Below are 23888 nucleotides of genomic sequence, written 5' to 3'. Positions count from 1 at the left end.
TTTTCTCATGGTGCCGCCCTTCAGGGCTGCGGCGCTTCCAGCTCGCTGGCCAGCGCCTGCTCGACGTCGGTCGCGGCCACCGCCGAGGGAGCCACAGCTGCAGACACGGGGGACGCGTTCAGCTCGGTCGAGATGGCCGCGGATGGCGCAGGGACGGCAGCCTCAACCGTGGCGGGAGCGGCAGAGACGGCGGCGGGAGGAGCGCATTGGCAGTCCGGGGTCTTGGCCTGCCGGCCCTGATGAGGGGCATACCAGCCCTTCAATCCCTGCTCCAGCCGATCGGCGGCGGCTTGCGGCGCCATGGTGCCGAGCAACACCCCCTGGCTCACCTCGGCCAGCTCATCCCCCAGCTTGGGGGTGCCGCGAGAGAGGATCTGGGTAGCGACCCGGATGGTGGAGTCACACTGATCCCGCCACTCCATCATCTCCTTGGCCGCCGGGTTGGTGGCCTCGAAGAAGTGGTTGGAGAGGGAGAAGAACCCCGGCAGCGAGTTGGTATAGAGCTCGGCAAACTGGGAGGTGGTCAGCCACTGCAGGAAGGTCATGGCGGCCTCCTTGTTCTTGCTGGCCGGGTTCATCCCCATGCCGATGTCGGTGTGATCGGTGAAGAAGCAACCGTCACCCTGTTTTGCCACAGGGGGGCGCATGACACCGAATTCCACCTTGCCGGTGAAGGGGGCTATCTCCCAGGAGCCGGCCGCATAGAAGGCGGCCTTGCCGGAGGTGAACAGCTCGTTGGTGGTGGCGTAGTCACGACCCTCCCCCCCCTCGCCGAGATAGGCGCGCCAGCGGGCCAGCTCCTCGAACACCTTGACGTACTGCGGATTGTCGAGCCGCTCCTGACCCGCGATCAGCGCCAATCGGCCATCCTCCCCCTTCCAGTAGTTGGGACCTATGTTCTGGAAGCCCAGCTCGGAGGCGACCCAGCTCTCGGAGCCGCTCATGGCCAGCGGCACATAGCGACCGTCCGCCTTCACCTTGTCGAGCACGGCGAAGAACTGGTCCCGGGTCTGGGGCACCGCCAACCCCAGCTCGCTGAAGATCTGCTTGTTGTAGAAGAAGCCGTGAATGACGGAGGCCATGGGCACGCAGAAGGTCTGGGCGCCGCTATCGGTCTGCCAGGGGGACTGGGCGAAGCTCGGGAAGTTCTCCATCCCGGCCATCTCGCTCAGCTCCGCCAGATGGCCCGCCTTGAACAGGGCCAGGGAGTCGTCGAATGGGCGGCAGGTGATGAGATCCCCGGCCTTGCCCGCTTTCAGGCTGGCCCAGAGGGTCGGCATGTATTCGACATTCTGCACCCCGTTGAAGCTCACCAGGATGCCCGGGTGAGCGGCCTCGAAGGCGGGAATGATCTTCTCCTCCCACAAGGCCTTGTCATCTATCCGCCAGCTTTCGATCACCAGCTCGCTGGCCATCAGCTGGCCACACAACAGGAGACTCAGGGCCCCGATCCACTTGTTAGCCATAAGTCCTCCTACACCTTGAAATGAGCGATCAATTGCTGCTGCTTGGCGACCAGTTCCGCCAGCACTTCACTGCTGCCTGCCGATTCACGGGCCTCCCGTTCGGTCTCGTAGGCCACGTCCGCAATGCCGGCGATATGACGGGCCACCCCCTGACTGACCGAGATCTGCTCCTGGGCCGCATGGGCGACCTGATCCGCCATCGACTTGATGGCGCTCATCCGCTCGGCGATGGATTGCAGCGCCTCGTCCATGGCCCGGGTCTGCGACACGCAACCCTGGGTCTGCTCCTGGCTGCGGGCCATCACCTCCATCACCTGCTTGCTGGAGCTCTGCAGGTTCTCGATCATGGCCTGGATCTCCTCGGTCGAGGTCTGGGTCCGGTTCGCCAGCGCCCTCACCTCGTCCGCCACCACGGCAAAGCCGCGACCAGCATCACCGGCCCGTGCCGCCTCGATGGCCGCATTCAGTGCCAGCAGGTTGGTCTGCTCGGCAATGCTGCGGATCACATCCAGAATGCTGCCGATGTTGTTGCTGAATTCACCCAGCTTGTGGGTGATGCCGACCGCCTCCTCCATGGCGCCCGCCAGCTGTTCGGTGATCTGGCGCGTGGTCGCCACCTGCTTGCGACCGGCGCGAGCCTCCTCGTCAGCCAGATCCACCTCGCGCTTGGTGCCATCTGTGGAGCGGGCCACCTCGGTGGCGCTCACTTCCAGCTCGGTGATGGCAGCGGCGACCTGGTCGGTCTGGCTCTTCTGATCCTGCACCCTGGACATGGCGCGCTCGCTGATCTCGGCGGCGCGACTCGCCTCCTCCACCAGATGGCGGGAACCGGCGTTGATCTGGGAGAGCAGCTCCCCCGTCTTGTCCGCCAGGGTGTTGATGGAGCGGGTCAGGCTGCCGAATTCACAACTGCTCTGGTAGTCGATGCGCCGGGTCATGTCCCCGGTAGCCATGCGATCCAGCGCCCGATCGATCAGCTGCAACGGGCGCTGTATGCTGCGGGCCGTGGTGTAACCGATGATGAGCGCGGCGGCGGCGGAGATGGCGGAGACGATCAGGATCCAGAAGCTGGCACTGCTGACGGCGTCATCGGCCCCGATCCGGCTCTGGCTGGCGATGCTGCCCGCCGACTTGCCCATCTCGTCCAGCAGCGCCAGGCTGTTGACCAGGCTGGTATCGAGCTGCTGATTCAAGGTTTGCAGCGAAGCCGCAAGCTGCTGGGCATGGCGCATGGTGGCCAGCAGCCCCTGCGGGCCGAGCGCCAGCTCCTGCATCCTGTCCAGATTGACGACGAAGCGCTGCCTCACGTCATCGGGTACCAGCACCCGCTCGAGCCGCTTGCGCGCCATCTCGATGTCCTTGGCGAGCACCTTCTCCAGTTCGTTGAGGTCTGTCTTGGCGTCGGCCCGACGGATGTTCTTCAGATCCCGGGCGATGCCGGAGGTGATGAGTTCGGCCTTGTTGCGCATGGAGCGCTTGCTGGCGGTCTGCTGCAACAGCAGATCGGCGGCCCACTGATAGGTGTCCTCCAGCCGGATAAAGGCCAGCTCCAGCTCATGACGCCGATCGAGGGCGGCTATCCACTGACCATGCTGGCTCAGCACCTGATCCGCCAGAGCGTAGAACTCCCGGGTGGCCCCATCTACCTGGCGAAAGCGCTCGCCCGCCTCGGCCACGTCGTTGAAGCGGGCCATCTCCTGGCTCTGGGCCAGGAAGCGCGCCTGCTGCGCCTTGAACTGGCTGGCCAGCTGCGGCAACTGGGTGGCATCTTCGCTGGTCCTGTAGGTCAGCACCCAGCGGTTGCTGTCCTGCAAGGCACCCTTGAGCCCGGCAACGGCGATCACCAGGGGAGTGGCACGATCCGATACCTGGGATAGTCCCTCATTAATTCCCCGGATCTTCAGGATACTGATGAAGCCCAGCAACACCAGCAGCAGCAACATCAGCACAAATCCGGCGATGATCCGCTGCACGATAGATAAACCCATGGAGACATCCTCACTCGTTGGGAAATAAAGGGGTGAACGCAGAGGCTATCGGCAAGTTGAGGCAATGGAAGAGCAATAAGTGACGCCATGAGGGGCCGGATCACAGTTATTGCGCCGCGCCGGACAGAAAAGGGCCCGAACAGAGCCGGGCCAAAGAGACATGCTTGGTTGTCATGGCCTTGAGGCGGCCAACCTTGTCATCAGAAGCGGTAGCCGACGCCGAACATGAAGGCAACCGGATCGATGGAGGTATTGATGGTGCCCACCGCGGTGTGCACGTCGGTGTCGATGTCGATGAGCCAGGCGGAGGCGTTGACGAACCAGCGGTCGTTGATCGCCATGTCCAGGCCCACCTGACCCGCCAGCCCCCAGGAGGAGTCAACGCTCACATCCGTGCCTGCCAGGGCGCCGCGGCCCTCTTCATCGAAGAAGATGGTGTAGTTGATGCCGGCGCCGACATAGGGGCGCACCTTGCTGTTGGCATCCCCGAAGTAGTACTGGGCCATCAGGGTCGGCGGCAGGTGCTTGACCTTGGCGACCTCACCCAGCCCCGGAGTCGACACCGAGTGGGAGAAAGGCGTCGCCGCCAGCAGCTCGACGCCCCAGTTGTCCGTCAGCATGTAGGAGAGGGTCAGCCCCAGCTGCATGTTGCTGTCGATATCCAGCTCGCCGGTGCCGAGCACGTCGTCACTGCTGGTCTGGGGAGAGACGAAGGCCAGGCCGCCACGCACCAGGATGTCACCGGCCTGGTGGGCCATGGCGGCGGGGGAAGCAAAAGCGGCTGCGATCAGGAGAGGAAGCACTTTTTTCATCACATAATTCCTTTTTGTTTTCTTTCTATGTTGTAAGCCCGAAAACTATAAAAGGATGTGAATGGACGGTTATTGATTTAGCTCAATAGTTATCAAGAAATAGATGGATGTACACAGCAGCTTCAGACAGCCAAAAACCTGACAAATAACACCGTAAAACCATTTAAATACAGTAAGTTGAAATATAAATATGCAATGACACCCCATTTAAAATAGCAAATAAATACACCTTAAGGTTGCCCATATTCCCATTTCACTGTTGTTTAATGATGCCGGCCAGCGTATTTTATTAAAGCAATGTAGCCATGCTGTAATTTAATCTTTATGAAACCACAAACACGCAAAGACAAAATCATCGGCATCCTGGCAGCCATCTGGGGCATAGGCTCCTTCCTGTTTATCCTGCTCGGTTTTCTGTTCGCCCTCGCCTTCCTGATGCTAGCCCACTGACCCCCGGCGTCACGGCTCACACCCTGGGTGCGGGATTGCCCTGCCCGCTTCAATACCGCATTCAATCATGCTCCGGGCTCAGATCCTGCGCCCGCCGCCGAGGCGAAGCCCGGGATCTCTCCATCCCCCGGCGATCGCCCACAAAAAAGGGGCCTTGGCCCCTTGTATGTCTGATGTGCCCCTACTTGTTCAGCAAGGGGGCCAGGAAGCGCGCGGTGTGCGACTCCTTGCAACGGCTCATCTCCTCCGGCGTGCCGGTCACCAGGATGCGGCCACCACCGGCGCCCCCTTCCGGCCCCAGATCGACGATCCAGTCGGCGGTCTTGATGACGTCCAGGTTGTGCTCGATGATGACTATGGTGTTGCCGCGATCTCGCAGCTGGTGCAGCACCTTGAGCAGTTGCTGGATGTCGTGGAAGTGCAGCCCCGTGGTCGGCTCGTCCAGGATGTAGAGGGTCTGGCCGGTGTCCCGCTTGGAGAGCTCCCGCGCCAGCTTGACCCGCTGCGCCTCGCCCCCCGACAGGGTGGTGGCAGACTGACCGAGGCGGATGTAGGAGAGGCCCACGTCCATCAGGGTCTGCAGCTTGCGCGCCACCGCCGGCACGGGATCGAAGAACTCGCGGGCATCTTCGACCGTCATCTCCAGGATCTCGTGGATGTTCTTGCTCTTGTACTTCACCTCCAGGGTCTCGCGGTTGTAGCGCTTGCCCTTGCAGACGTCGCACGGCACATACACATCCGGCAGGAAGTGCATCTCCACCTTGATGACCCCATCCCCCTGGCACGCCTCGCAGCGGCCCCCCTTCACGTTGAAGGAGAAGCGGCCCGGCTGGTAGCCGCGGGAGCGCGCCTCCTGGGTGCCGGAAAGCAGCTCGCGGATCGGGGTGAACAGGCCGGTATAGGTCGCCGGGTTGGAGCGCGGGGTCCGGCCGATGGGGCTCTGGTCGATGTCCACCACCTTGTCCAGATGCTCCAGCCCTTCCACCTCGCGATAGGGGGCCGGGGTGGACTCGGTCGCCTTGTTCAGCTCCCGGTGGGCGATGCGGAACAGGGTGTCGTTGATCAGGGTCGACTTTCCTGAGCCGGAGACGCCGGTGACGCAGGTCATCACCCCGATCGGCAGATCCAGGTTGACGTTGCGCAGGTTGTTGCCGCTCGCCCCCTTGAGTTTCAACCACTTGCCGGTGAGCGGCGTACGTTCATCAGGAATGGCGATCTGCTTGCGGCCGGAGAGGTAGTCACCGGTGAGCGACTCGGGATTGGCGATGATCTCTTCCGGTGTCCCCTGGGCGACTATGGCTCCGCCATGCACGCCGGCCCCCGGGCCTATGTCGAGCACATGGTCGGCGAGGCGGATGGCGTCCTCGTCGTGCTCCACCACGATCACCGTGTTGCCGAGATCGCGCAGATGGGTGAGGGTCTTGAGCAGCCGCTCGTTGTCCCGCTGGTGCAGGCCAATGGAGGGCTCATCCAGTACATACATGACCCCCACCAGACCGGCGCCAATCTGGCTCGCCAGCCGGATCCGCTGCGCCTCGCCGCCGGAGAGGGTTTCGGCGCTGCGAGACAGGCTCAGATAGTTGAGGCCGACGTTCACCAGGAAGCCGAGCCGCTCGACTATCTCCTTGAGGATCTTCTCGGCGATCTGGGCGCGCTGGCCGGTGAGGTTCAGCCCCTCGAAGAAGGCGAGCGCATCGCCGATGGATTGCTCGGCAATGGCCGGCAGGTTGCGGTTGTCGACGAAGACGTGGCGCGCCTCTTCCCGCAGCCGGCTGCCACCGCAGCTGGTGCAGGACTTGTTGGCAATGTACTTGGAGAGCTCTTCCCGCACCGAGTTGGACTCGGTTTCCCGGTAGCGGCGCTCCATGTTGTGCAATATTCCTTCGAACGGGTGCTTGCGCACCACCACGTCGCCGCGATCGTTCATGTAGCGGAACTCGATCTCGGTGCGACCGGAGCCGCGCAGGATCACCTCCTGGGTCTTGGCCGGCAGATCTTCCCAGGGCGCCTCCAGATCGAACTTGTAGTGCTCGGAGAGGGATTTGAGCATCTGGAAGTAATAGAAGCTGCGCTTGTCCCAACCCCGGATGGCGCCACCGGCCAGGCTCTGGCCCGGATCCTGGATCAGCTTGGCGGGATCGAAGTACTGCTGCACCCCGAGGCCGTCGCAGGTGGGGCAGGCACCGGCCGGGTTGTTGAAGGAGAAGATGCGCGGCTCCAGTTCCGACATGGAGTAGCCACACTCGGGGCAGGCGAAGTTGGCAGAGAAGATCAGGGGGGCAACCCCCTCCTCTCCGTCCATGGGGGCCACCAGGACGATGCCGCCGGAGAGGGTCAGTGCCGTCTCGAAGGATTCGGCGAGGCGCAGGGCCAGGTCATCGCGCACCTTGAAGCGGTCCACCACCACTTCTATGGTGTGCTTCTTGTGCAGCTCCAGCGAGGGGGGATCGGAAAGGTCGCACACCTCCCCATCGATGCGGGCACGGATGTAGCCCTGGGCCGCCAGGTTCTCCAGCAGCTTGGTGTGCTCCCCCTTGCGATTGCGCACCACGGGCGCCAGCAGCATCAGCTTGGTGCCTTCGGGCTGGGCCAGCACCTGATCCACCATCTGGCTGATGGTCTGGGCGGCGAGCGGGATGGCGTGGGTCGGGCAGCGGGGTTCACCGACTCGGGCAAACAACAGGCGTAGGTAGTCGTAGATTTCGGTGATGGTGCCGACGGTCGAGCGCGGGTTGTGGGAGGTGGACTTCTGCTCGATGGAAATGGCCGGGGAGAGCCCCTCGATATGGTCCACGTCCGGCTTCTCCATCAGGGAGAGGAACTGGCGGGCATAGGCGGAGAGGGACTCCACATAGCGGCGCTGGCCTTCGGCATAGAGGGTATCGAACGCCAGGGAGGACTTGCCGGAACCGGACAGGCCGGTGACCACGATCAGCTTGTCGCGGGGCAGAGTCAGGTTGATGTTCTTGAGGTTGTGGGTGCGGGCACCCCGGATCACGATTTTTTCCATCTTGTTGCGCGCTCGATACGGGAACCAGAGCGGGCCAGTATGGCATAGAGACTACTGGATGAATAGACAGTCTTTTATCATCCCACCCCGGCGCTCAGAGATACTCCTTGGCCCAGCTCACCGCCTGCAGGCGGTTCTTGACGTTCAACTTCTTGAACACGTTATAGAGGTGGGACTTGATGGTGTGTTCGCTCACGAACAGGCTGTCGGCGATCTCGGTATTGGAGGCCCCCGTCATCAGGTGGCGGACTATCTCCTGCTCGCGGGCCGTCAGCAGGGTCTGGTTGCGCAAGGGCTGGCCGCTCCCCTTGCGGTAGTAATCCACCAGATCGCACAGCAGATGGCGCGGGATCCAGTACTCCCCCTGCAACACCTTGCGGATGCCGATCACCAGTCTGTCCAGGTTGTCCTGGCGGAAGAAGAGCCCGCTGGTATGGGGCCACATCAGCAGCAGCTCCCTGTCCGTGCTGGTCGGGGCGTTGAGCAGCACGGCGCTGGCCTCGCCGAAGCGGCTGCAGATGGCCTTGCTCCAATCCGCCTGCTGAGCCGACTTCAGATAGTCCAGATCGATCAGCAGCAGCGTCTGGGCAGACGTATCGGCGGGTTCGGGCAGGGCCTCTATCTCCCCCACCAGCAAGATGGACAAGCCAAGCTCTTCGCTGAGGTGACGCTGGAAACTGCTGGCTTGTGCATTATTTTCGGTGATCAGCACTAAGGGGTATTCGGGCGTCATCAAGAGAACTTCCTTGCACATTCGAGTCGGGGCTTTTCGGCAAGGAAGAGTACCAATCCCCCTCCTGGCTGCAGCATTAAAAAAGTATTAGACGCTGCTGTGATTCCTTTGAAGCTCAGCAATTTTCCAACCAATACAAATGACTAGCACACACCCCCCATTTGGGGGGTCAAGTAGTGCCGGACCGCACCATAGCAGGCCTTGGCCGTCGATGCAGCACTCGGCCCCGTCGCCCCTTGCTGGTGGGGCCATACCTCGAGTAAGTTACTCGGACGCCAGCGGCGGGGTTTGGTGCTCGCCGGGACAGGAAGGTGTGCGCTCATCTCCGCCAACTGGTATTATTGCGGGCAAACGCTGCGGCGGATGGCCGATAAACGCGTCGGTTGAATCTGGCACAGCCGTGACATGCGTGAAGATGAGGTCCATCCGTGGCGCGCATCTGATTGCAAACAAACGACATATTGAATGGGACCAGGCATTTGGCCTGGCCGGTATACATAAGGGTGGAAGAGAGATTATGGCCAGTCGAGGCATCAACAAAGTCATTCTGATCGGTAACCTGGGGCAAGACCCGGAAGTGCGCTACATGCCGAGCGGCGGTGCCGTGACTAACATCACCCTGGCCACCTCCGACACCTGGCGCGACAAGCAGACCGGTGAGCAGAAAGAGCGTACCGAGTGGCACCGCGTGGTCTTCATGGGCAAGCTGGCCGAAGTGGCGGGCGAGTACCTGAAGAAGGGTTCCCAGGTCTATGTCGAAGGCAAGCTGCAGACCCGCAAGTGGCAGGATCAGAGTGGCCAGGAGCGTTACACCACAGAGGTGCTGGTCGACAGCTTCACCGGCGTGATGCAGATGCTGGGTGGCCGTCCGCAAGGCGGCGCCGGCCAGGGCATGGGCGGTCAACAGTCCCAGGGCAACTGGGGCCAGCCGCAACAGGCAGCTCCCCAGCAAGCGATGCAGCGCCCGGCCGCAGCCCCGCAGCAGAATATGCAGCCACAGGGTGGTTACGGTCGTCCGGCCCAGCAGCCCCAGTCTGCACCGCCGGTCTACAACGAGCCGCCGATGGATTTCGACGACGACATCCCGTTCTGATCGACACCCAGGCCCTGATGACTCAGGGCCTTTTTGTCTGTTCCTGACGCATTCATCCCCTCCCTCATCATGTTGTTGCGACAATCCGCACCTGACCTTTTCCCTCGCCCTGACGTGTGGCTATTCTCGGGACGAGTCACCTCCCCGAGAACCTGCATGAATCACCTTGGTCGCCTGCTGCGCCTCATCTTGCTGGTGTTTGCCGCCCCTCTGATCGCCGAACCGCTGCGAGTGGGGGTGAGCTTCGCCATCCCTCCCTACGTGATCGCTCACGAGGATCGCGGCATCGAGCTCGATCTCATGCGCGAGGCGTTCACCGGCAGCAGTCATGAGCCCGAGTTCATCTATCTGCCTCTGGAGCGGACCTTCAGGATGCTGGAGGAAGGCAAGCTGGATGCCATCATCAACGTCAGACCCGGCATGCTGAGCCACGCCCACCTCTCCCAGGTGGTGATCACCTTTCACAACCGGGTCTTTACCCTCGACAAGACGGCCTTTGACACCATGGGGGATCTGCGGACACTGCGAGTCAGCGCCTTCCAGCGAGCCAGGCAGATCCTGGGAAAAGAGTTCGCCGACCTGGTCGATCAGAACCCCGACTATGAAGAGGTGGCGAGGCAGGAGGGGCAGGTTCAGAAGTTGTTGCTGGGACGCACGGATGCCGTGATCCTGGAGCAGAGGGTATTTTACTACTACCTGTCGCAACTGATCGGGCAAGCAGAGGGCAGCGCGCGCTATCCCCACGACAGGGTCAGACAGCATGATCTCTTCCCCCCCACCCGGTACCACTTCGCCTTTCGCGAGGCGGCGCAGCAGCAGTGGTTCGATCGCCAGTTCAGCAAGATGAAGGAAGATGGGCGCTATGAACGGATCTTTGCCGCCTATGGCACGACCTCATCCGACAGAAACATAAAAGCCAGCCCATGACGGACTGGCTTGATACTGGCTCCAGAGGAACAACAGTGTAGTGGAGCGTTACTTCATCGCGCCGCCATTTTTCAGATCAGCTTTCTGACGTTTGGCCTCGCGCTTCTCTTTCAGTGACATCTGCGGTTTTTTCTTGGCATCTTTGCCGTGATGCTGTTCTTTGTTGCTCATCATCAGACTCCAAAAATGTTACCAGGACAGTTGGAATCAAGATTCCAGCATGTCATCCGAATCATAGATCACAGTACGCTAGCAGTGACGATCGAGGATCGCACTGGCACCAGCATACCCCCAGCCTCCACCGGGATCCAGCCTCGCCGGACAACGGTGCTCCACAGGGCTCTGACCTCGCCATCCAGATCCCGACAACCCGGGACAAACTGCCACAACCGGCCTGTATCTGGACGAAAACCGGCAGGAAAACACACTCAACTTGCTCTTTTGGGGTCTAGGGGACGATTACATAAGAGTCGGCCTCCGGAGTGTGTTAGGGTGAACCATCACCTGCCGCAGGAGTGCGCCATGAAAAAGCTGGAAATGAAAGATCTTACCGAGGCCGAAAAAGCCGAGATCACCCTGTTGCTGCAGAAGGCCCAGGCCCATGCCGATCACACCCTGACCAATGGGGAACGTAACAAGATCCGTGAGGAAGGGCGCCTGAAAATCGCCGAGGATCGCGCCAAGGCAGCCAAGGCGGCTTCCGCTCTGGCACGGGAGAAGGCCAAGGAGCGCGCCAAGAATCAGGTGCTGCCGGAAACCTTCAACTGGGCGGACTCCGTCAGCAACAAGTACCGCAGCAAGCGATAATTTCTGTCTCCCATGTCCGGATGCTTGTGCTGTCATCCGGAGATGGGCCTGCATACATCCCTTTCCCGCACCGGAAAATGCTAGATAACCTTCTGGTATAAAACGATTTTATCAAGATAAAACGCTAACACCCCCTCGCCGGGCAGGAATTAATACCAAGATAAAGATTGCCATGGCGGAGTGAGCGTGTTCTAATCGATTTCGATGGTTCGGTAGTTCAGACCTGATTATGTTAGGCAGTCATTTTAAAGCAGTGATTTGTGCATAGAGTTGTCCCAGATGATTCTCGCCAAATAATTCTCCTTCTTTAGTGCTCCCCATACGTATTGCTGACGAAAAATCATGGATTGCTACACAAGTAGCGTTTCAACATCACTATTCAAGGAAATTATTATGTCTAACAAAATGACTGGTACCGTAAAGTTCTTCAACGCTGAGAAAGGTTTTGGCTTCATCTCCCCGGCTGACGGTGGCAAAGACGTGTTCGTACACTTCTCCGCTATCCAGTCCACCAGCTTCAAAACCCTGGACGAAGGTCAGCGCGTTGAGTTCACCATCGAGCAAGGCCAGAAAGGCCCGGCTGCTGCCAACGTAGTTGGTCTGTAATTCAAGCCAGGAAGCCTTTTCGTCAATCGGAAAGTCCTTCTGCAAGAATTGAAAAAACCCGCCTCGGCGGGTTTTTTGTTATCTGGATTTCCATCATTACCTCTCTCCCCCGCCAGAACTGCCTCCTTCCCTCGAACAAAATACAAATGATAACCAATATCAATTACATTTGATTCTTGTTTGCCTAGAATGCCTGTCGACAAATGTCATCCATTTGAGGCTCAGCTCCGCCGTCCCAGTGCGACACCAAGATCCCGGGACTCAGTGGCGGGTTGAGAAACTTTCCTTCCCAGGAGTTCAGGTTTTCATGACTAGCATCCCCATTACCCCTCTCGCCACCCTGATCATCGCCACACTGGCCAGCCAGGCCCACGCCAGCCAGAACGAAGTCATGGTGATCACCGCCTCGGGTTTCCAGCAGAAGATCGAAGACTCTGCCGCCTCAATCTCGGTCGTGACCCGGGAACAGCTGGAGAAGCGCGCCTACCGTGACGTGACCGACGCCCTGAAAGACGTCCCCGGGGTAGTGATCACCGGGGGTGGCAGCAGCAGCGACATCAGTATCCGCGGCATGGGAGCCAAGTACACGCTGATGCTGGTGGACGGCAAGCGGGTCGACAGCCGTGGCACCCGCCCCAACAGCGACGGTCCCGGCATAGAGCAGGGCTGGTTGCCGCCGCTGCAAGCCATAGAGCGGATCGAGGTGGTGCGTGGCCCCATGTCCTCCCGCTACGGCTCGGATGCCATGGGGGGCGTCATCAACGTCATCACCCGCAAGAGCACCAGCATGACGGCGTGGCAGGGATCGCTGCATGCCGACGGCACCTTCCAGGAGAACAAGGCGTCCGGTGATCTCTTCCAGACCGATGCCTACACCGCCGGCGCCCTGGTGGACGGGCTGCTGGGGATGCGCCTGAACGGCCAGCTCTCCTACCGCGGCGAGGATCAGTTCGAGAACGGCTTCGCCGAGCAGGAGATGCGCAGCGGCACCGCCGTGTTCAGCCTGACCCCGGACGAGCACAACAGCGTCGACTTCGAGGTGAGCCGCGGCCTGCAGGACAGGGATCGCACACCGGGTGAGTCCATTTCAGCCAAGGCCAAACCGAACCTGAGCACCTACGAGCGCACCAACTACGCCATCACCCACGACGGCCGCTACGACTTCGGCTCCTCCACCAGCTATCTGCAACGGGAAGAGAGCACCAACCCGGGTCGGCAGATGAAGATGATCAACACCATAGCCGACACCCATACCCAGATCATCCTGGGGGATCACTACCTGAGCGTCGGCGGCCAATATCGCTACGAGGATCTGCAGGATCAGGGCAACCAGCTGAATGTGGTCAATCGCGCCGACCAGCTGACCCGCTGGAGCTGGGCCCTGTTCGTGGAGGACGAGTGGGCCCTGACCGACAGCTTCGCCCTCACCGGCGGCGTGCGCATGGACAGGGATCAGAACTACGGCAGCCACTGGAGCCCGCGTCTCTACGGGGTCTGGCATCCCGCCGAGTTCTGGACCCTGAAGGGTGGTGTCTCCACCGGCTACCGCTCCCCCGACCTGCGCATGTCAGCGGCCAACTGGGGCCAGGCCACTGGCGGCGGTACCCAGGATGGCATGCTGGTCGGCAGCCCGGCCCTCCAGCCGGAGAAGAGCGTCAGCGAGGAAATCGCCCTGTTGTGGGATGGCCAACAGGGGCTCAACGCCGGACTGACCCTGTTCAATACCGACTTCAAGGACAAGATTGCCGAGACCCGTCGCTGCACCAGCAAGCAGGATCCCGCCTGCACCCTGAACGGTCACACCTATGACTTCATCAGCGATCGCATCAACGTCGACGAGGCCAACATGCGCGGGGTGGAAGGCACGGCCAACTGGGCCATCAACCCGCAGTGGTCCCTGGCCTCCAGCTACACCTTCACCCAGTCCGAGCAGAAGAGCGGCCCCATGGCGGGCCTGGCACTGAACCAGATGCCGCGCCACATGTTCAACACCACGGTCGACTGGCAGACCAGCGAGGCGGTCGGCCTCTGGTCTCGGGTCAACTTCCGCAGCAAGACCTCGGACTACCTGAGCCGGGTCAAGATGGCCGAGGGCACGCCCTCCTACACCTTCTTCGACACCGGCCTGGTCTACAAGGCCAATCAGGCGCTGAGCGTCACCGCCGGCATCTACAACCTGCTGGACAAGAGGGTGGACTACGCCAGCTACGGCACCGTGCTGGATGGCCGTCGCTACAACCTGGGGCTGACCTACCAGTTCTGATCCTCTCGGGTGCGAGAGATGCAAAAGGCCCGCCGAGTGCGGGCCTTTTCATGGGAGGACGGGATAGGCGCCGTCAGCGCGGCAGGCTGATCCTGGCCTCCAGGCCGCCTTCGGCACGGTTGTGCAGGGTCAGCTCGCCGCCGTGCTGATGCACCAGGGTGCGGGCGATGGCGAGCCCCAGCCCCACACTGCCCGACTCTGTGTTGCGGGCCTCGTCGAGGCGCACGAACGGCTTGAACACCTCCTCCAGCTGGCCCTCGGCTATGCCAGGCCCCCGATCGCAGACCAGGATCAGCAGCTCGGATTCGGTTCGCTCCAGGGACACCTCGGCCCCGCCCGCGTACTTGATGGCGTTGCCGATGAGGTTTTGCAGCACCCGGCGCAGGGTATTGGCACGGCAGGCGTAGACCTGCTTGCCCTGGGCCAGGCAGATGACGGGCTGGCCGGTATCCGCATAGTCATCGCACAGGCTCTCCAGCAGGCTGACCAGATCCAGCTCCCGGGTCGCCTCCTGCTGCCCCTCCTCCCGGGCGAAGCTCAGGGTCGCCGCCAGCATCTGCTCCATCTGTTGCAGGGTCTGCTGGAAGCGCTCCTTGTCCTCGCCGTCTGCCAGAAACTCGCTGCGCAGCCGCAGGCTGGTGATGGGGGTGCGCAGGTCGTGGGAGATGGCGGCCAGCATCCGGGTCCTGTCCTGCACGAAGCGATCGAGCCGGGTGTGCATGCGGTTGAAGGCCTGGATGGACTCGCGGATCTCGGTGGGCCCCTCCTCGCGCAGGGGCTCTATGTCCTCCCCGCGCCCCAGCCGGTCGGCATTGGCGGCCAGTTGCTTGAGGGGCAGGGTCGCCCGGCGGAACAGCCAGATCATCAGGCCTATCACCAGGCTCGCCACCAGCAGCAGGTTGAGGGTGGTCTGCCAGGACCAGCTCACCGCCTCCTTGTCCACCAGGGAGCTGAACTGCAGCCAGCCCCCGTTGGGCAGCTGGATGGAGCCATAGAGCCGCATGTCCTGGGGCGGCGGCATGCCGTTGCGATCCTTCATCATGCGGTTGTGGTGCTGCCAGGCCCGGCTGCGCTGTATGTCCTGCTTCAGCTCGGCGCTGATCTCCACCGACAGGGACGACGGATACCCGAGCTTGGCCCGCACCAGCTTCTCGAAGCGGGGGCTGCGGTTGTCCGGTTGCAGCGGCTCGTCGGCCAGACGCAGCAGCAGGGTCTCGCTGCGACTCGCCTTGAGGATCTCGTGATAGAGGGAGGGGGGGGAGAGGGAGAGCAGACGCACCACAGAGATGATCCGCTGCATGGCGTTGCGGCTGTTGACGTAGCCGAGCGCCTCCTCCCGATCCGAGCGGTAGATCTGGATGCTGAGCAGCTGGATCAGCACCAGTCCCGCCAGGGCCACCAGCACTATCTGGCCGGTCAGCCCCTTGGGCAGCAGCCTGGCGAAGAAGCCCTTGATCATGCCGGCCTCACTCCTGGGTCACGTCGGCGGCGAACAGGTAACCGCCGCCCCAGATGGTCTTGATGAGCTCGGGATTCTTGGGATCCCGCTCCAGCTTGCGCCGCAGCCGGCTCACCAGGGTATCGATGGCGCGATCGAAGGCGACCGCCTCCCGGCCACGGGCCAGATCCAGCAGCTGATCCCGGCTCAGCACCCGCTGGGGCCGCTCCAGAAACACCTTGAGCAGATCGAACTCGGCGGTGGAGAGGCTCATTCCCACCCCCTCCTCGTCCACCAGCTCCCGGCGATTGATGTCGAGCAGCCAGCGATCGAAGCGCAGATCCCGGGTCAGGGCCTCGAGGACGGGCTGGATCTCCGCCTGGGTGCGGCGCATCACCGCCTTGATGCGGGCCAGCAGCTCCCGTGGGTTGAACGGCTTGGCGAGGTAGTCGTCCGCCCCCATCTCCAGCCCGATGATGCGGTCCGTCTCCTCCCCCATGGCGGTGAGCATGATGATGGGCAGGCGGGACTTCACCCTGAGCTCGCGGCACAGGGTGAGGCCATCTTCCCCCGGCATCATCAGATCCAGCACCAGCAGGTCGAACTCCCGCTCGTCCAGCAGCCGCTTCATCTCCTTGCCATCCCTGGCGCAGCTGACGCGCATGCCGTGCTGTTCCAGAAAGCGCTTGAGCAGATCGCGGATCTCGCTGTGGTCGTCCACCACCAGAATATGAGGGCTGCCTTGGTTCATCACTGTCTCTCCCGTTATCGAGCTGGGGCGATTATACGAGAATCAATCGGGCGGGTTGTGTCAAAGTGTGCCAGAGCGCCAAGATGCCACACTCTGCTACAAAATAGTCCGGTACTGGCAAAGTTCAGACACTTCCACGGTGTTTACTGGGTACCAAGGCGAAACAGCCTGCATCCATCCCAATTAGACAGGAGTGACCCATGAAAAACCTGACCAAGACCCTGCTGACCGCCACCCTGATCCTCGGCCTGCCGCTGGGCGCCTATGCCGCCAGCGAGGCTGTCTCCACCGCCCAGCCGACCCAGGCCATGGCGGCCGGTTGCCCCATGGACGGTGCCGGCATGATGGGCGGCAAGCACCACGGCGGCCGCCACGACAAGATGGCACGCATGCAGAACATGACCCCGGAACAGATCCAGGCCCACCTGCAACAGCGCTACGACAAGATTGAAGACCCGGCCAAGAAGGCCGAGTTCGTGAAAAACCTCGGGCTGCGTGCCGACGGCATGGTCAAGCACGCAGAGGTGATGAAACAGTTTGCAGAAGCGAACCAGTAAGTCGAGGTCATGAAGTCGCTTGCCGAGGCAAATCAGTAAACCGATACGGCGAAGCAAGCAAGATGACGACGGGGTGGCCATGGCCACCCCGTATTTTTTTCGCGTCCGCTCAACCGCACAGACCGAGATTCCCACGCTCCCTTTTCTGCCCCAGCACCGGGATATGTGAGCGATAACAAACGTTTTATGTTCGAAATGGCTAATAATGGCGGCTCAAACAACAGGATCGGGCAAGGCCCCGGCCACGGTGGACAGGAGTCGTTATGGGATGGAATCTGGGCACAATCAAGGGGCGTTATACCGCCGTCTTCCTGGGGTTCATGGCGCTGGTGTGCGCCCTGACGGTGATCGGCATCCAGCTCTGGATCAAGCCGGCGCTGCAGAAGGCCGGCGAGCAGAATGTGGCGCTGCGGGTCAGCGAGATCGCCACCGACATCCGCGACCAGCTCAACGGGGTGCAGAGCCAGTCCCGCAGCATCACCCAGCTGGTGGCCCGGCTGCCGAGCGAGCAGATAGACGCCCTGCTGCCCGCCCTCATCGATCAATACGGCAACGCCATGGTCTTTGGCGGCGGCATCTGGCCACTGCCGGAGAAACGGGAGGCGGGCCGCGCCAAGTTCAGCACCTTCTATCACAGGGATGCGGCCAACGCCCTCATCCCCAACACCTACTGGAACTCGGCCGAGGCGCCGAACTACTTCGAGCAACCCTGGCACAAGGCGGGGCAGCAGGCCCCTCGCGGCATGTGCGTCTGGGCTGCCGCCTACAAGGATGGTGCCAGCCAGCAGCCGAGAACCAACTGCGCCATGGGGATCTACAAGGACGGCGCCCTCTACGGGGTGTCGACCATAGACGTGACCCTGGGGTTCTTCAACGATCTGGTGGCCAGGAAGGAGCAGGAGATCGGCGGCCAGGTGATGATAATCGAGGCTGACGGCAAGATCCTGAGCAAGAACGCCCGCCTCGGCGGCGATGTGGTGCTCGGCAACCTCTCCGCCCACGCCGACTACCCCTTCGCCGGTGCCATCGCCGGCCTGCTCGGCCAGGACGCGAGCAAGGGCTTGCTGCGCACCACCTTCCAGGATCAGGGGGAGGAGCAGACCCTGCTGATGGAGGCCATCGACGGCACCCCCTGGCTGCTCGCCACCGCCCTGCCGACCCGCGTCCTGACCCAGGACAGCCGGGACGTGCTCGCCACTCTGGCCAGCATACAGCTGCCTCTGGTGGGACTGCTGTTCGTGCTCATGGTGCTGGCCATCAGCCAGCTCGGCAGTCGGCTGCAGACCCTCAGGCTCAACATAGATGCCCTCAGCGCCGGCGATGCAGATCTGACGGCCCGCATCCAGGTGAAGGGTCATGACGAGCTGGACAACATAGCCCTGTCGGTGAACCGCTTCATCACCTACCTGCAGCAGATGATGGTGCAGGTAACGGACGCCACCGACCTCATCACCCGGGAGCTGGCACAGCTCGATCAGCAGACCGGTCAGAGCCGACGGATCCTGGGGGAACACGCCAGCGAGACGGATCAGGTGGTCACCGCCCTCACCGAGCTCAGCTCCACCGCCGACAGCGTGGCCCGGCACGCCAGCGACTCGGCCAGCTTCACCGAGGCCGCCAATGGCCAGGCCGCCAACTCGCGCAAGGTGGTGGGATCGGCCTCCGCCAGCGTTGTGGCCCTGATCGACGAGGTGGATCTCGCCGCCGCCAAGGTGCTGGAGATGCAGGAGGATGCCAAGCAGATCGGCAGCGTGCTCGGGGTGATAGGCGGCATCGCCGCCCAGACCAACCTGCTGGCACTCAACGCCGCCATCGAGGCGGCCCGGGCCGGGGAGCAGGGACGAGGCTTCGCCGTGGTGGCCGACGAGGTGCGTGCCCTGGCGGCCCGCACCCAGAACAGCACCGCCGAGGTGGGCAGCATGCTGTCACGACTCACCCAGGGGGTGGCCGAGGCCGTGGTCGCCATGGAGCAGACCAAGCGCAGCTGCCAGGCCGCAGCCGACACCACGGGTCAGGTCACCGGCGGGCTCGACAGCATGGCTGACTCCGTGGTGCAGATCCACGATCTCAGCAGCCAGATCGCCACCGCCGCCGAGGAGCAGAGCCGGGTGACCGAGGAGATCAACCGCAACATGGTGAGCATTCGCGACATGCTGAACCTGCTGGTGCAAAACGGCAGCCAGACCGAGCAGAGCGCAGCGTCACTGCTCGGCTCCAACCGCCAGCTGCTGGCCCTGGTGCGCCGCTTCAAGGTGTGATGGCGAACGCCAGCCAGCAAAAAGGGGCCCGCGGGCCCCTTTTTCATGCACGTCACCAGGACTCAGGCCTTGTTGGCCAGGTTCAGGGTCTTGACGGTCTCGCCTTCGAACTTGATCACCACGTTCTTCTGCGCCACTTCGGAATCCTTCAGCAGGGACTTGGTGGTCTCGGCCAGCAGCGGAGAGGCCTTGTTCAGGGCGCTCAGATCATAGGTCCACACTTCCAGACCGGCATCGGTCTTGGTGCTGGCCGGGGCGCCCAGCTTGTCCTTGATGGCCTGCTTGTTGGAGCCGCCTTCCTTGATATCCAGGGCCGTTTTGATCGCTTCGTTGGAGGCGCTGTCCACGGCAGTACCGGCCATCTCTTTGGCGGTGCTGGTGACGCTGCTGGTCACGGAGTCGGTCAGGGAATCCATCAGGCCGGCGTGGGCAACCAGGGGCAGGGCGGTCAGGGCAATCAGAAGGCACTTTTTCATTAAGATACATCTCACAGGAATGAAAGAGCGCGCATCAGACCAGTGTGCTCGATTGGAGTCAAGATGATCCCAAGGTCAAGCCGCATTCGGGGGGCAAGGGTCATTCCCTTGAGTGAAGATGGCGGCCGGGGATGGATAGCGGCGCCCCTAGCCAGAGAGCTGATCCTTGCCCGCCAGCTTGGCCCGGTAGAGCGCCCTGTCCACCCTCGCCATCAGCTGGTTAAGGGGTTCATCCGGCCTGGACTCCACCAGACCGAAACTCAAGGTGATGGGCTCCACCCCCTTGACCCTGGCATGGCCCAGTCGCTGTCGCAGCTTTTCGGCCACCACGTGGGCCTCCGCCAGCCGGGTGTTGGGCAGCACCAGCATGAACTCGTCGCCCCCCCAGCGGGCCAGCAGATCAATCTCGCGGATGGCGCCGCGCGTCAGGCGCACTATGTCGATCAGGGTCTGATCCCCCACCCCGTGGCCGTGGCGATCGTTGATCTGCTTGAAGTCGTCCACGTCCATGGCGATCACGGCGAAGGGCTCCTTGAAGCGCCGGGCCCGTTCATACTCCAGCCGGACGGCCTGCTCCAGCCGATAGCGGCTGGCGGCCCCGGTCAGGGAGTCCGTCTCCGCCAGGCGGCGGTTCTCCTCCACCTGATGCTGGAGCGCCAGGTTGAGCCGCTCCAGCTCGGCGGTGCGCTCCGCCACCTGCTGCTCCAGGGTGCGATTGTGCAGCTCCAGCCGGGCGTAGAGCTCCCGCTGGGCATGAATGTCCCGGTGCGCCCCTATCATCCTGGCCACGGTTCCGTCCGGGTTGCGCGCTATGATGCGGCCACAATCCTCAACCCAGATATAGTCGCCGTTGCGGCAACGACAGCGGTACTCGGCTCTGTAGTCGGCAGTCTGGCCGCTCAGATAGGCATCGAAGCGAGCCATCACCCGCGGCAGATCGTCCGGGTGTATCACGTTTTCCCAGGTGAAGACGTTGTTGTCGAAGGAGTGCGGCTCATAGCCCAGCATCTGGTACCAGCCCGGATTGCGATAGACGAAGCCGGTGTTGGCATTCCAGTCCCAGACCCCGTCGCTGATGACCTCCAGAATGCCGTGCACCGCGGCGTCGTTGAGATCCGGGATCCTGATAGTGTCATTGTCCTGCAGCATGGAATCCATCCTTGTTCTGCTCCCCCGCGCCACTGCGGGTGACTCGAGTCCGACGGTTGAACATCATTGAAAAATGCGGCCGCCTGCCGGGCTACCCGACGACGACTGCCTGCCTGCAATCCCTGTCATGACAAGGTTATCGGCCGTCCCCTGGTTCCCCTGAATAACAGTAGCAGCAGGGCCTGCCGCCGGTCTTGAGCGCCGTCACGCCTTCCCCCTTTTATCTTCCCGCCCCCTTGCACCAGGTCGGTGCACCGCCTTGGCGCAACCCTGCCCAAATGGGGCGTCTCTCGTCAGCCTCTCGGGCATGGATGAATTAAATCATTGAATAAATAGGGGAAAATACTTGGCGCAATATTTGCGTTTGCCTGAATGAAGCACCAAGGATTGGGGACATTGCATGAAGTTAATCACAGCCATCATCAAGCCGTTCAAACTCGATGACGTTCGCGAAGCCCTCGCCACCCTCGGCGTAGAGGGGCTGACGGTCTCCGAGGTCAAGGGGTTTGGCCGCCAGAAGGGGCACACCGAACTCTATCGAGGCGCCGAATACCAGGTGGATTTCCTGCCCAAGGTGAAGCTGGAGATCGCCACCCAGGCCGACAACGTCGAGCCCATCATCGAAGCCATCAGCCAGGCCGCCCACACCGGCAAGATAGGCGACGGCAAGATCTTCGTCTGCGACCTGCTGGCCGCCGTGCGGATCCGCACCGGCGAGACAGACACAGACGCCCTTTGATACGACTGGAACAGAGGAATACGACATGGAAGAGTTGATCACATCCGTCAGCGAGCTGCGCTATGCACTCGACACCTTCTACCTGCTGATCTCCGGCGTGCTGGTCATGTGGATGGCCGCCGGGTTCGCCATGCTGGAGGCGGGCCTGGTCCGCGCCAAGAACACCACCGAGATCCTGACCAAGAACATCCTGCTCTATGCCATCGCCTGCGTCATGTACCTGCTGGTCGGCTACAACATCATGTACGTGGACAACGGCGCCGGCGGCTGGCTGCCGAGCTTTGGCAGCCTGATGGGCAGCCAGGCGGACGACGCGGGCCACTCACTGCACGCCGACTTCTTCTTCCAGGTGGTCTTCGTGGCGACCGCCACCTCCATCATCTCGGGGGCGGTGGCCGAGCGGATGAAGCTCTGGTCCTTCCTGCTGTTCTGCGTGGTGATGACCGGCTTCATCTATCCCGTCGAGGGCTACTGGAGCTGGGGTGGCGGCTTCCTGAAAGAGGCGGGCTTCTCCGACTTCGCGGGCTCCGGCATCGTGCACCTGGCGGGCGCCGCCGCCGCCCTGGCCGCCGTGCTGCTGCTCGGCCCCCGTCGTGGCAAATATGGCAAGCAGGGGGAGATCCACCCCATCCCAGGCTCCAACATGCCGCTCGCGACCCTGGGCACCCTGATCCTCTGGATGGGCTGGTTCGGCTTCAACGGCGGCTCCCAACTGGCGCTCTCCAGCGCCGCTGACGCCACCGCCATCGGCACCATCTTCGTCAACACCAATGCCGCCGCGGCGGCCGGTGTGGTCGGCGCCCTGCTGGTCAGCAAGCTCACCTGGGGCAAGGCGGATCTCACCATGATCCTCAACGGCGCCCTCGGCGGTCTGGTCGCCATCACCGCCGACCCGGCCTCCCCCAGCCCGCTGTTCGCCAGCCTGATCGGCGCCCTGGCCGGAGCCCTGGTGGTCTACGCCATCGTCGCCTTCGATCGCCTCAAGATCGACGATCCGGTCGGTGCCATCTCGGTACACGGGGTCTGCGGCCTGTTCGGCCTGATGGTGGTGCCCTTCTCCAACGCGAGCGCCACCTTCGGCGTCCAGTTGCTGGGGGCCGCCGTCATCTTCGGCTGGGTCTTTGCCGTCTCTCTGGTCGTCTGGAGCCTGCTCAAGGCCACCATGGGCCTGCGGGTGAGCGAAGAGGAAGAGATGCTGGGCGTGGATCTCCACGAGTGCGGCGTCGATGCCTACCCCGAGTTCGTCAGCATCAAATCCAGCACCTGACACCGTCAGTGGCGTGCGGGGCCCGGGGGAGACCTCGGGCCCCGCTCTTTTTTGGGGTGCCCTCAGCGCCCCTTGAAGGCGGGGTGATGCAACCGGCGATAGTGGCTCGGGGCCAGGCCGTGCTGGCGCTTGAAGGCGGTGGAGAAGTGGTATTCGTTCTTGAAGCCGCACTGGGCGGCCAGCAGCTTCACCGAATCGGCCCGGCTCGCCAGCAGGAGCGCAGCCCGCTGCAGCCGCAGCCGTTGCAGCAGCGCCATGGGGGCCAGCGCGAAGTGCTGCTGACAGAGCCGATAAAGCTGGCGCTCCGAGAGGTGCAGGGCGTCGGCCATCCGCCCTATGTTCCAGCACTCGGTCAGGGTTTCCTTGAGCAGCAGCTCCAGGCGCAGGGCCAGCCGCTCGCCGCGACTCTGCCCCTCCCCCTTCTGCAGCAGGCGGCGCAGGTAGAACCCGAGCTGCTCCACCAGGAGCGCGCTGAGCAGCGGGTCCTGATGACGTTCCTGCTCCGCATAGAGGTTCTCTATGGTACGAAGCAATGTCCCCTGCTGGGAGGTACAGCCCAGACGAGGGCGGCTGGCAAAGGCATCCCAGGGGGAGTCCTTGTGCAGCAGCAGCCACACCAGATCCCAGTCGCCCCTAGCCGCCGGTTGCGGCGGCTCCGGCGCTGGCCACTGTGTCACCGGTAGCTGCATCTCTGGCAATCGCGTCTCTGGTAGTCGATAGCAGAGCGGCTCCCCCGCCGGGATCAGCGCCCACTCCCCCACTGGCAGCCGCTCGAAGCGATCGCCGATCAGCACCTCCCCCTCGCCCCCCAGGGTCAGCAGGAAGCAGTGCACGTCCGCCAGGCGGCGCTCGATGCGATAGCGGGTGCGCAGGCGGGAGTGGCCCGCCAGCCAGACCCGCTCCTGCGCGAGGGCGGGCAGCAGGCTGTCACAGCAGATCTGCTCGCGGCAGTCGGGGGAGACGTCGATAAGCTCGGGGTTGGCAGTGTCGGACATCATCAGGACGGGCTCAGCCATGTCGAAGGGGAAGGCCCCAGCATAACATCAAGGGCGCCGAGTCACAGGAGACCAGCCATGCACCTTCATCACGTCGCCATCC

At 62.6% G+C, this 23888-nt stretch carries 21 protein-coding genes; 10 read left to right on the top strand and 11 right to left on the bottom strand.

Annotation, left to right across the window (positions count from 1 at the left end):
- Positions 1-20: 20 nt before the first annotated feature.
- The 3 genes from AC3WR3_RS18720 to AC3WR3_RS18710 all read right to left on the bottom strand — a co-directional run bounded on the left by AC3WR3_RS18720 (position 21) and on the right by AC3WR3_RS18710 (position 4266).
- Positions 21-1466, bottom strand: coding sequence for an ABC transporter substrate-binding protein (locus AC3WR3_RS18720; protein ID WP_492292857.1), 1446 nt, complete (start codon positions 1464-1466; stop codon positions 21-23).
- A gap of 8 nt (positions 1467-1474) precedes the next feature.
- Positions 1475-3454: a methyl-accepting chemotaxis protein gene (locus AC3WR3_RS18715; RefSeq protein ID WP_492292855.1), complete on the bottom strand. Its 1980-nt coding sequence runs from the start codon at positions 3452-3454 to the stop codon at positions 1475-1477.
- A 200-nt stretch (positions 3455-3654) separates the two neighbouring features.
- Positions 3655-4266 (bottom strand): OmpW family outer membrane protein, encoded by a 612-nt coding sequence (locus AC3WR3_RS18710; RefSeq protein ID WP_492292853.1) that lies wholly within the window; start codon positions 4264-4266, stop codon positions 3655-3657.
- Positions 4267-4590: 324 nt separating this feature from the next.
- On the opposite strand from AC3WR3_RS18710, the gene AC3WR3_RS18705 reads away from it, so the two are divergent.
- Positions 4591-4716, top strand: coding sequence for a hypothetical protein (locus AC3WR3_RS18705; protein ID WP_005328766.1), 126 nt, complete (start codon positions 4591-4593; stop codon positions 4714-4716).
- Between the two features lie 181 nt (positions 4717-4897).
- Here the strand turns inward: AC3WR3_RS18705 and uvrA are convergent, their stop codons facing one another.
- Positions 4898-7726 (bottom strand): excinuclease ABC subunit UvrA, encoded by a 2829-nt coding sequence (gene uvrA / locus AC3WR3_RS18700; RefSeq protein WP_492292852.1) that lies wholly within the window; start codon positions 7724-7726, stop codon positions 4898-4900.
- A gap of 94 nt (positions 7727-7820) precedes the next feature.
- Positions 7821-8459 (bottom strand): LuxR C-terminal-related transcriptional regulator, encoded by a 639-nt coding sequence (locus AC3WR3_RS18695; protein WP_492292874.1) that lies wholly within the window; start codon positions 8457-8459, stop codon positions 7821-7823.
- Between the two features lie 517 nt (positions 8460-8976).
- Between AC3WR3_RS18695 and AC3WR3_RS18690 the strand changes: the two genes are divergently transcribed.
- Positions 8977-9552: a single-stranded DNA-binding protein gene (locus AC3WR3_RS18690; protein ID WP_005328769.1), complete on the top strand. Its 576-nt coding sequence runs from the start codon at positions 8977-8979 to the stop codon at positions 9550-9552.
- 156 nt (positions 9553-9708) lie between these two features.
- The gene (locus tag AC3WR3_RS18685) at positions 9709-10479 is read left to right on the top strand and encodes a substrate-binding periplasmic protein (protein ID WP_492292849.1); all 771 of its coding nucleotides are present in this window, start codon (positions 9709-9711) and stop codon (positions 10477-10479) included.
- A gap of 48 nt (positions 10480-10527) precedes the next feature.
- On the opposite strand, the gene AC3WR3_RS18680 is transcribed toward AC3WR3_RS18685, so the two are convergent.
- Positions 10528-10650: a hypothetical protein gene (locus AC3WR3_RS18680; RefSeq protein ID WP_080675244.1), complete on the bottom strand. Its 123-nt coding sequence runs from the start codon at positions 10648-10650 to the stop codon at positions 10528-10530.
- 351 nt (positions 10651-11001) lie between these two features.
- On the opposite strand from AC3WR3_RS18680, the gene yjbD reads away from it, so the two are divergent.
- The 3 genes from yjbD to AC3WR3_RS18665 all read left to right on the top strand — a co-directional run bounded on the left by yjbD (position 11002) and on the right by AC3WR3_RS18665 (position 14155).
- Positions 11002-11286 carry a DUF3811 domain-containing protein gene (gene yjbD / locus AC3WR3_RS18675; RefSeq protein WP_162519186.1) on the top strand — a complete coding sequence of 95 codons (285 nt, stop codon included), beginning with the start codon at positions 11002-11004 and terminating at the stop codon, positions 11284-11286.
- Positions 11287-11679: 393 nt separating this feature from the next.
- Positions 11680-11892, top strand: coding sequence for a transcription antiterminator/RNA stability regulator CspE (cspE, locus tag AC3WR3_RS18670; protein WP_025328559.1), 213 nt, complete (start codon positions 11680-11682; stop codon positions 11890-11892).
- Positions 11893-12199: 307 nt separating this feature from the next.
- On the top strand, positions 12200-14155 hold the full coding sequence (locus AC3WR3_RS18665; RefSeq protein WP_492292846.1) for a ligand-gated channel protein: 1956 nt from the start codon (positions 12200-12202) through the stop codon (positions 14153-14155).
- Between the two features lie 73 nt (positions 14156-14228).
- Here AC3WR3_RS18665 and AC3WR3_RS18660 read toward each other — a convergent pair whose 3' ends face one another.
- Both AC3WR3_RS18660 and AC3WR3_RS18655 read right to left on the bottom strand, forming a co-directional pair.
- A complete protein-coding gene (locus tag AC3WR3_RS18660) occupies positions 14229-15614 on the bottom strand; it encodes an ATP-binding protein (protein ID WP_041204391.1) in 1386 nt (461 codons plus the stop codon).
- A 7-nt stretch (positions 15615-15621) separates the two neighbouring features.
- Positions 15622-16344 (bottom strand): response regulator, encoded by a 723-nt coding sequence (locus tag AC3WR3_RS18655; RefSeq protein WP_492292844.1) that lies wholly within the window; start codon positions 16342-16344, stop codon positions 15622-15624.
- 200 nt (positions 16345-16544) lie between these two features.
- Here AC3WR3_RS18655 and AC3WR3_RS18650 point away from each other — a divergent pair, with 200 nt between their 5' ends.
- Positions 16545-16901, top strand: a complete 357-nt coding sequence (locus AC3WR3_RS18650) for a hypothetical protein (protein ID WP_492292842.1) — start codon at positions 16545-16547, stop codon at positions 16899-16901.
- 263 nt (positions 16902-17164) lie between these two features.
- Positions 17165-19159, top strand: coding sequence for a methyl-accepting chemotaxis protein (locus AC3WR3_RS18645; protein WP_492292840.1), 1995 nt, complete (start codon positions 17165-17167; stop codon positions 19157-19159).
- A gap of 62 nt (positions 19160-19221) precedes the next feature.
- Here the strand turns inward: AC3WR3_RS18645 and AC3WR3_RS18640 are convergent, their stop codons facing one another.
- Both AC3WR3_RS18640 and AC3WR3_RS18635 read right to left on the bottom strand, forming a co-directional pair.
- On the bottom strand, positions 19222-19635 hold the full coding sequence (locus AC3WR3_RS18640) for a hypothetical protein (RefSeq protein ID WP_139436257.1): 414 nt from the start codon (positions 19633-19635) through the stop codon (positions 19222-19224).
- Positions 19636-19782: 147 nt separating this feature from the next.
- Positions 19783-20784, bottom strand: coding sequence for a sensor domain-containing diguanylate cyclase (locus AC3WR3_RS18635; protein ID WP_492292838.1), 1002 nt, complete (start codon positions 20782-20784; stop codon positions 19783-19785).
- Positions 20785-21184: 400 nt separating this feature from the next.
- On the opposite strand from AC3WR3_RS18635, the gene glnK reads away from it, so the two are divergent.
- Together glnK and AC3WR3_RS18625 are read left to right on the top strand one after the other, a co-directional pair.
- Positions 21185-21523, top strand: coding sequence for a P-II family nitrogen regulator (glnK, locus tag AC3WR3_RS18630; RefSeq protein ID WP_139436253.1), 339 nt, complete (start codon positions 21185-21187; stop codon positions 21521-21523).
- Between the two features lie 25 nt (positions 21524-21548).
- Complete coding sequence (locus AC3WR3_RS18625) at positions 21549-22790, top strand: ammonium transporter (RefSeq protein ID WP_492292835.1); 1242 nt, start codon at positions 21549-21551, stop codon at positions 22788-22790.
- Positions 22791-22852: 62 nt separating this feature from the next.
- Here AC3WR3_RS18625 and AC3WR3_RS18620 read toward each other — a convergent pair whose 3' ends face one another.
- Positions 22853-23806, bottom strand: a complete 954-nt coding sequence (locus AC3WR3_RS18620) for a helix-turn-helix domain-containing protein (RefSeq protein WP_492292833.1) — start codon at positions 23804-23806, stop codon at positions 22853-22855.
- Positions 23807-23888 lie beyond the last annotated feature (82 nt).

This window comes from Aeromonas sp. EU05-FHT14A05, assembly GCF_058791175.1.
Note: the sequence above shows the minus strand (reverse complement) of the source record. Positions and strands in the feature narration are given on the sequence as shown.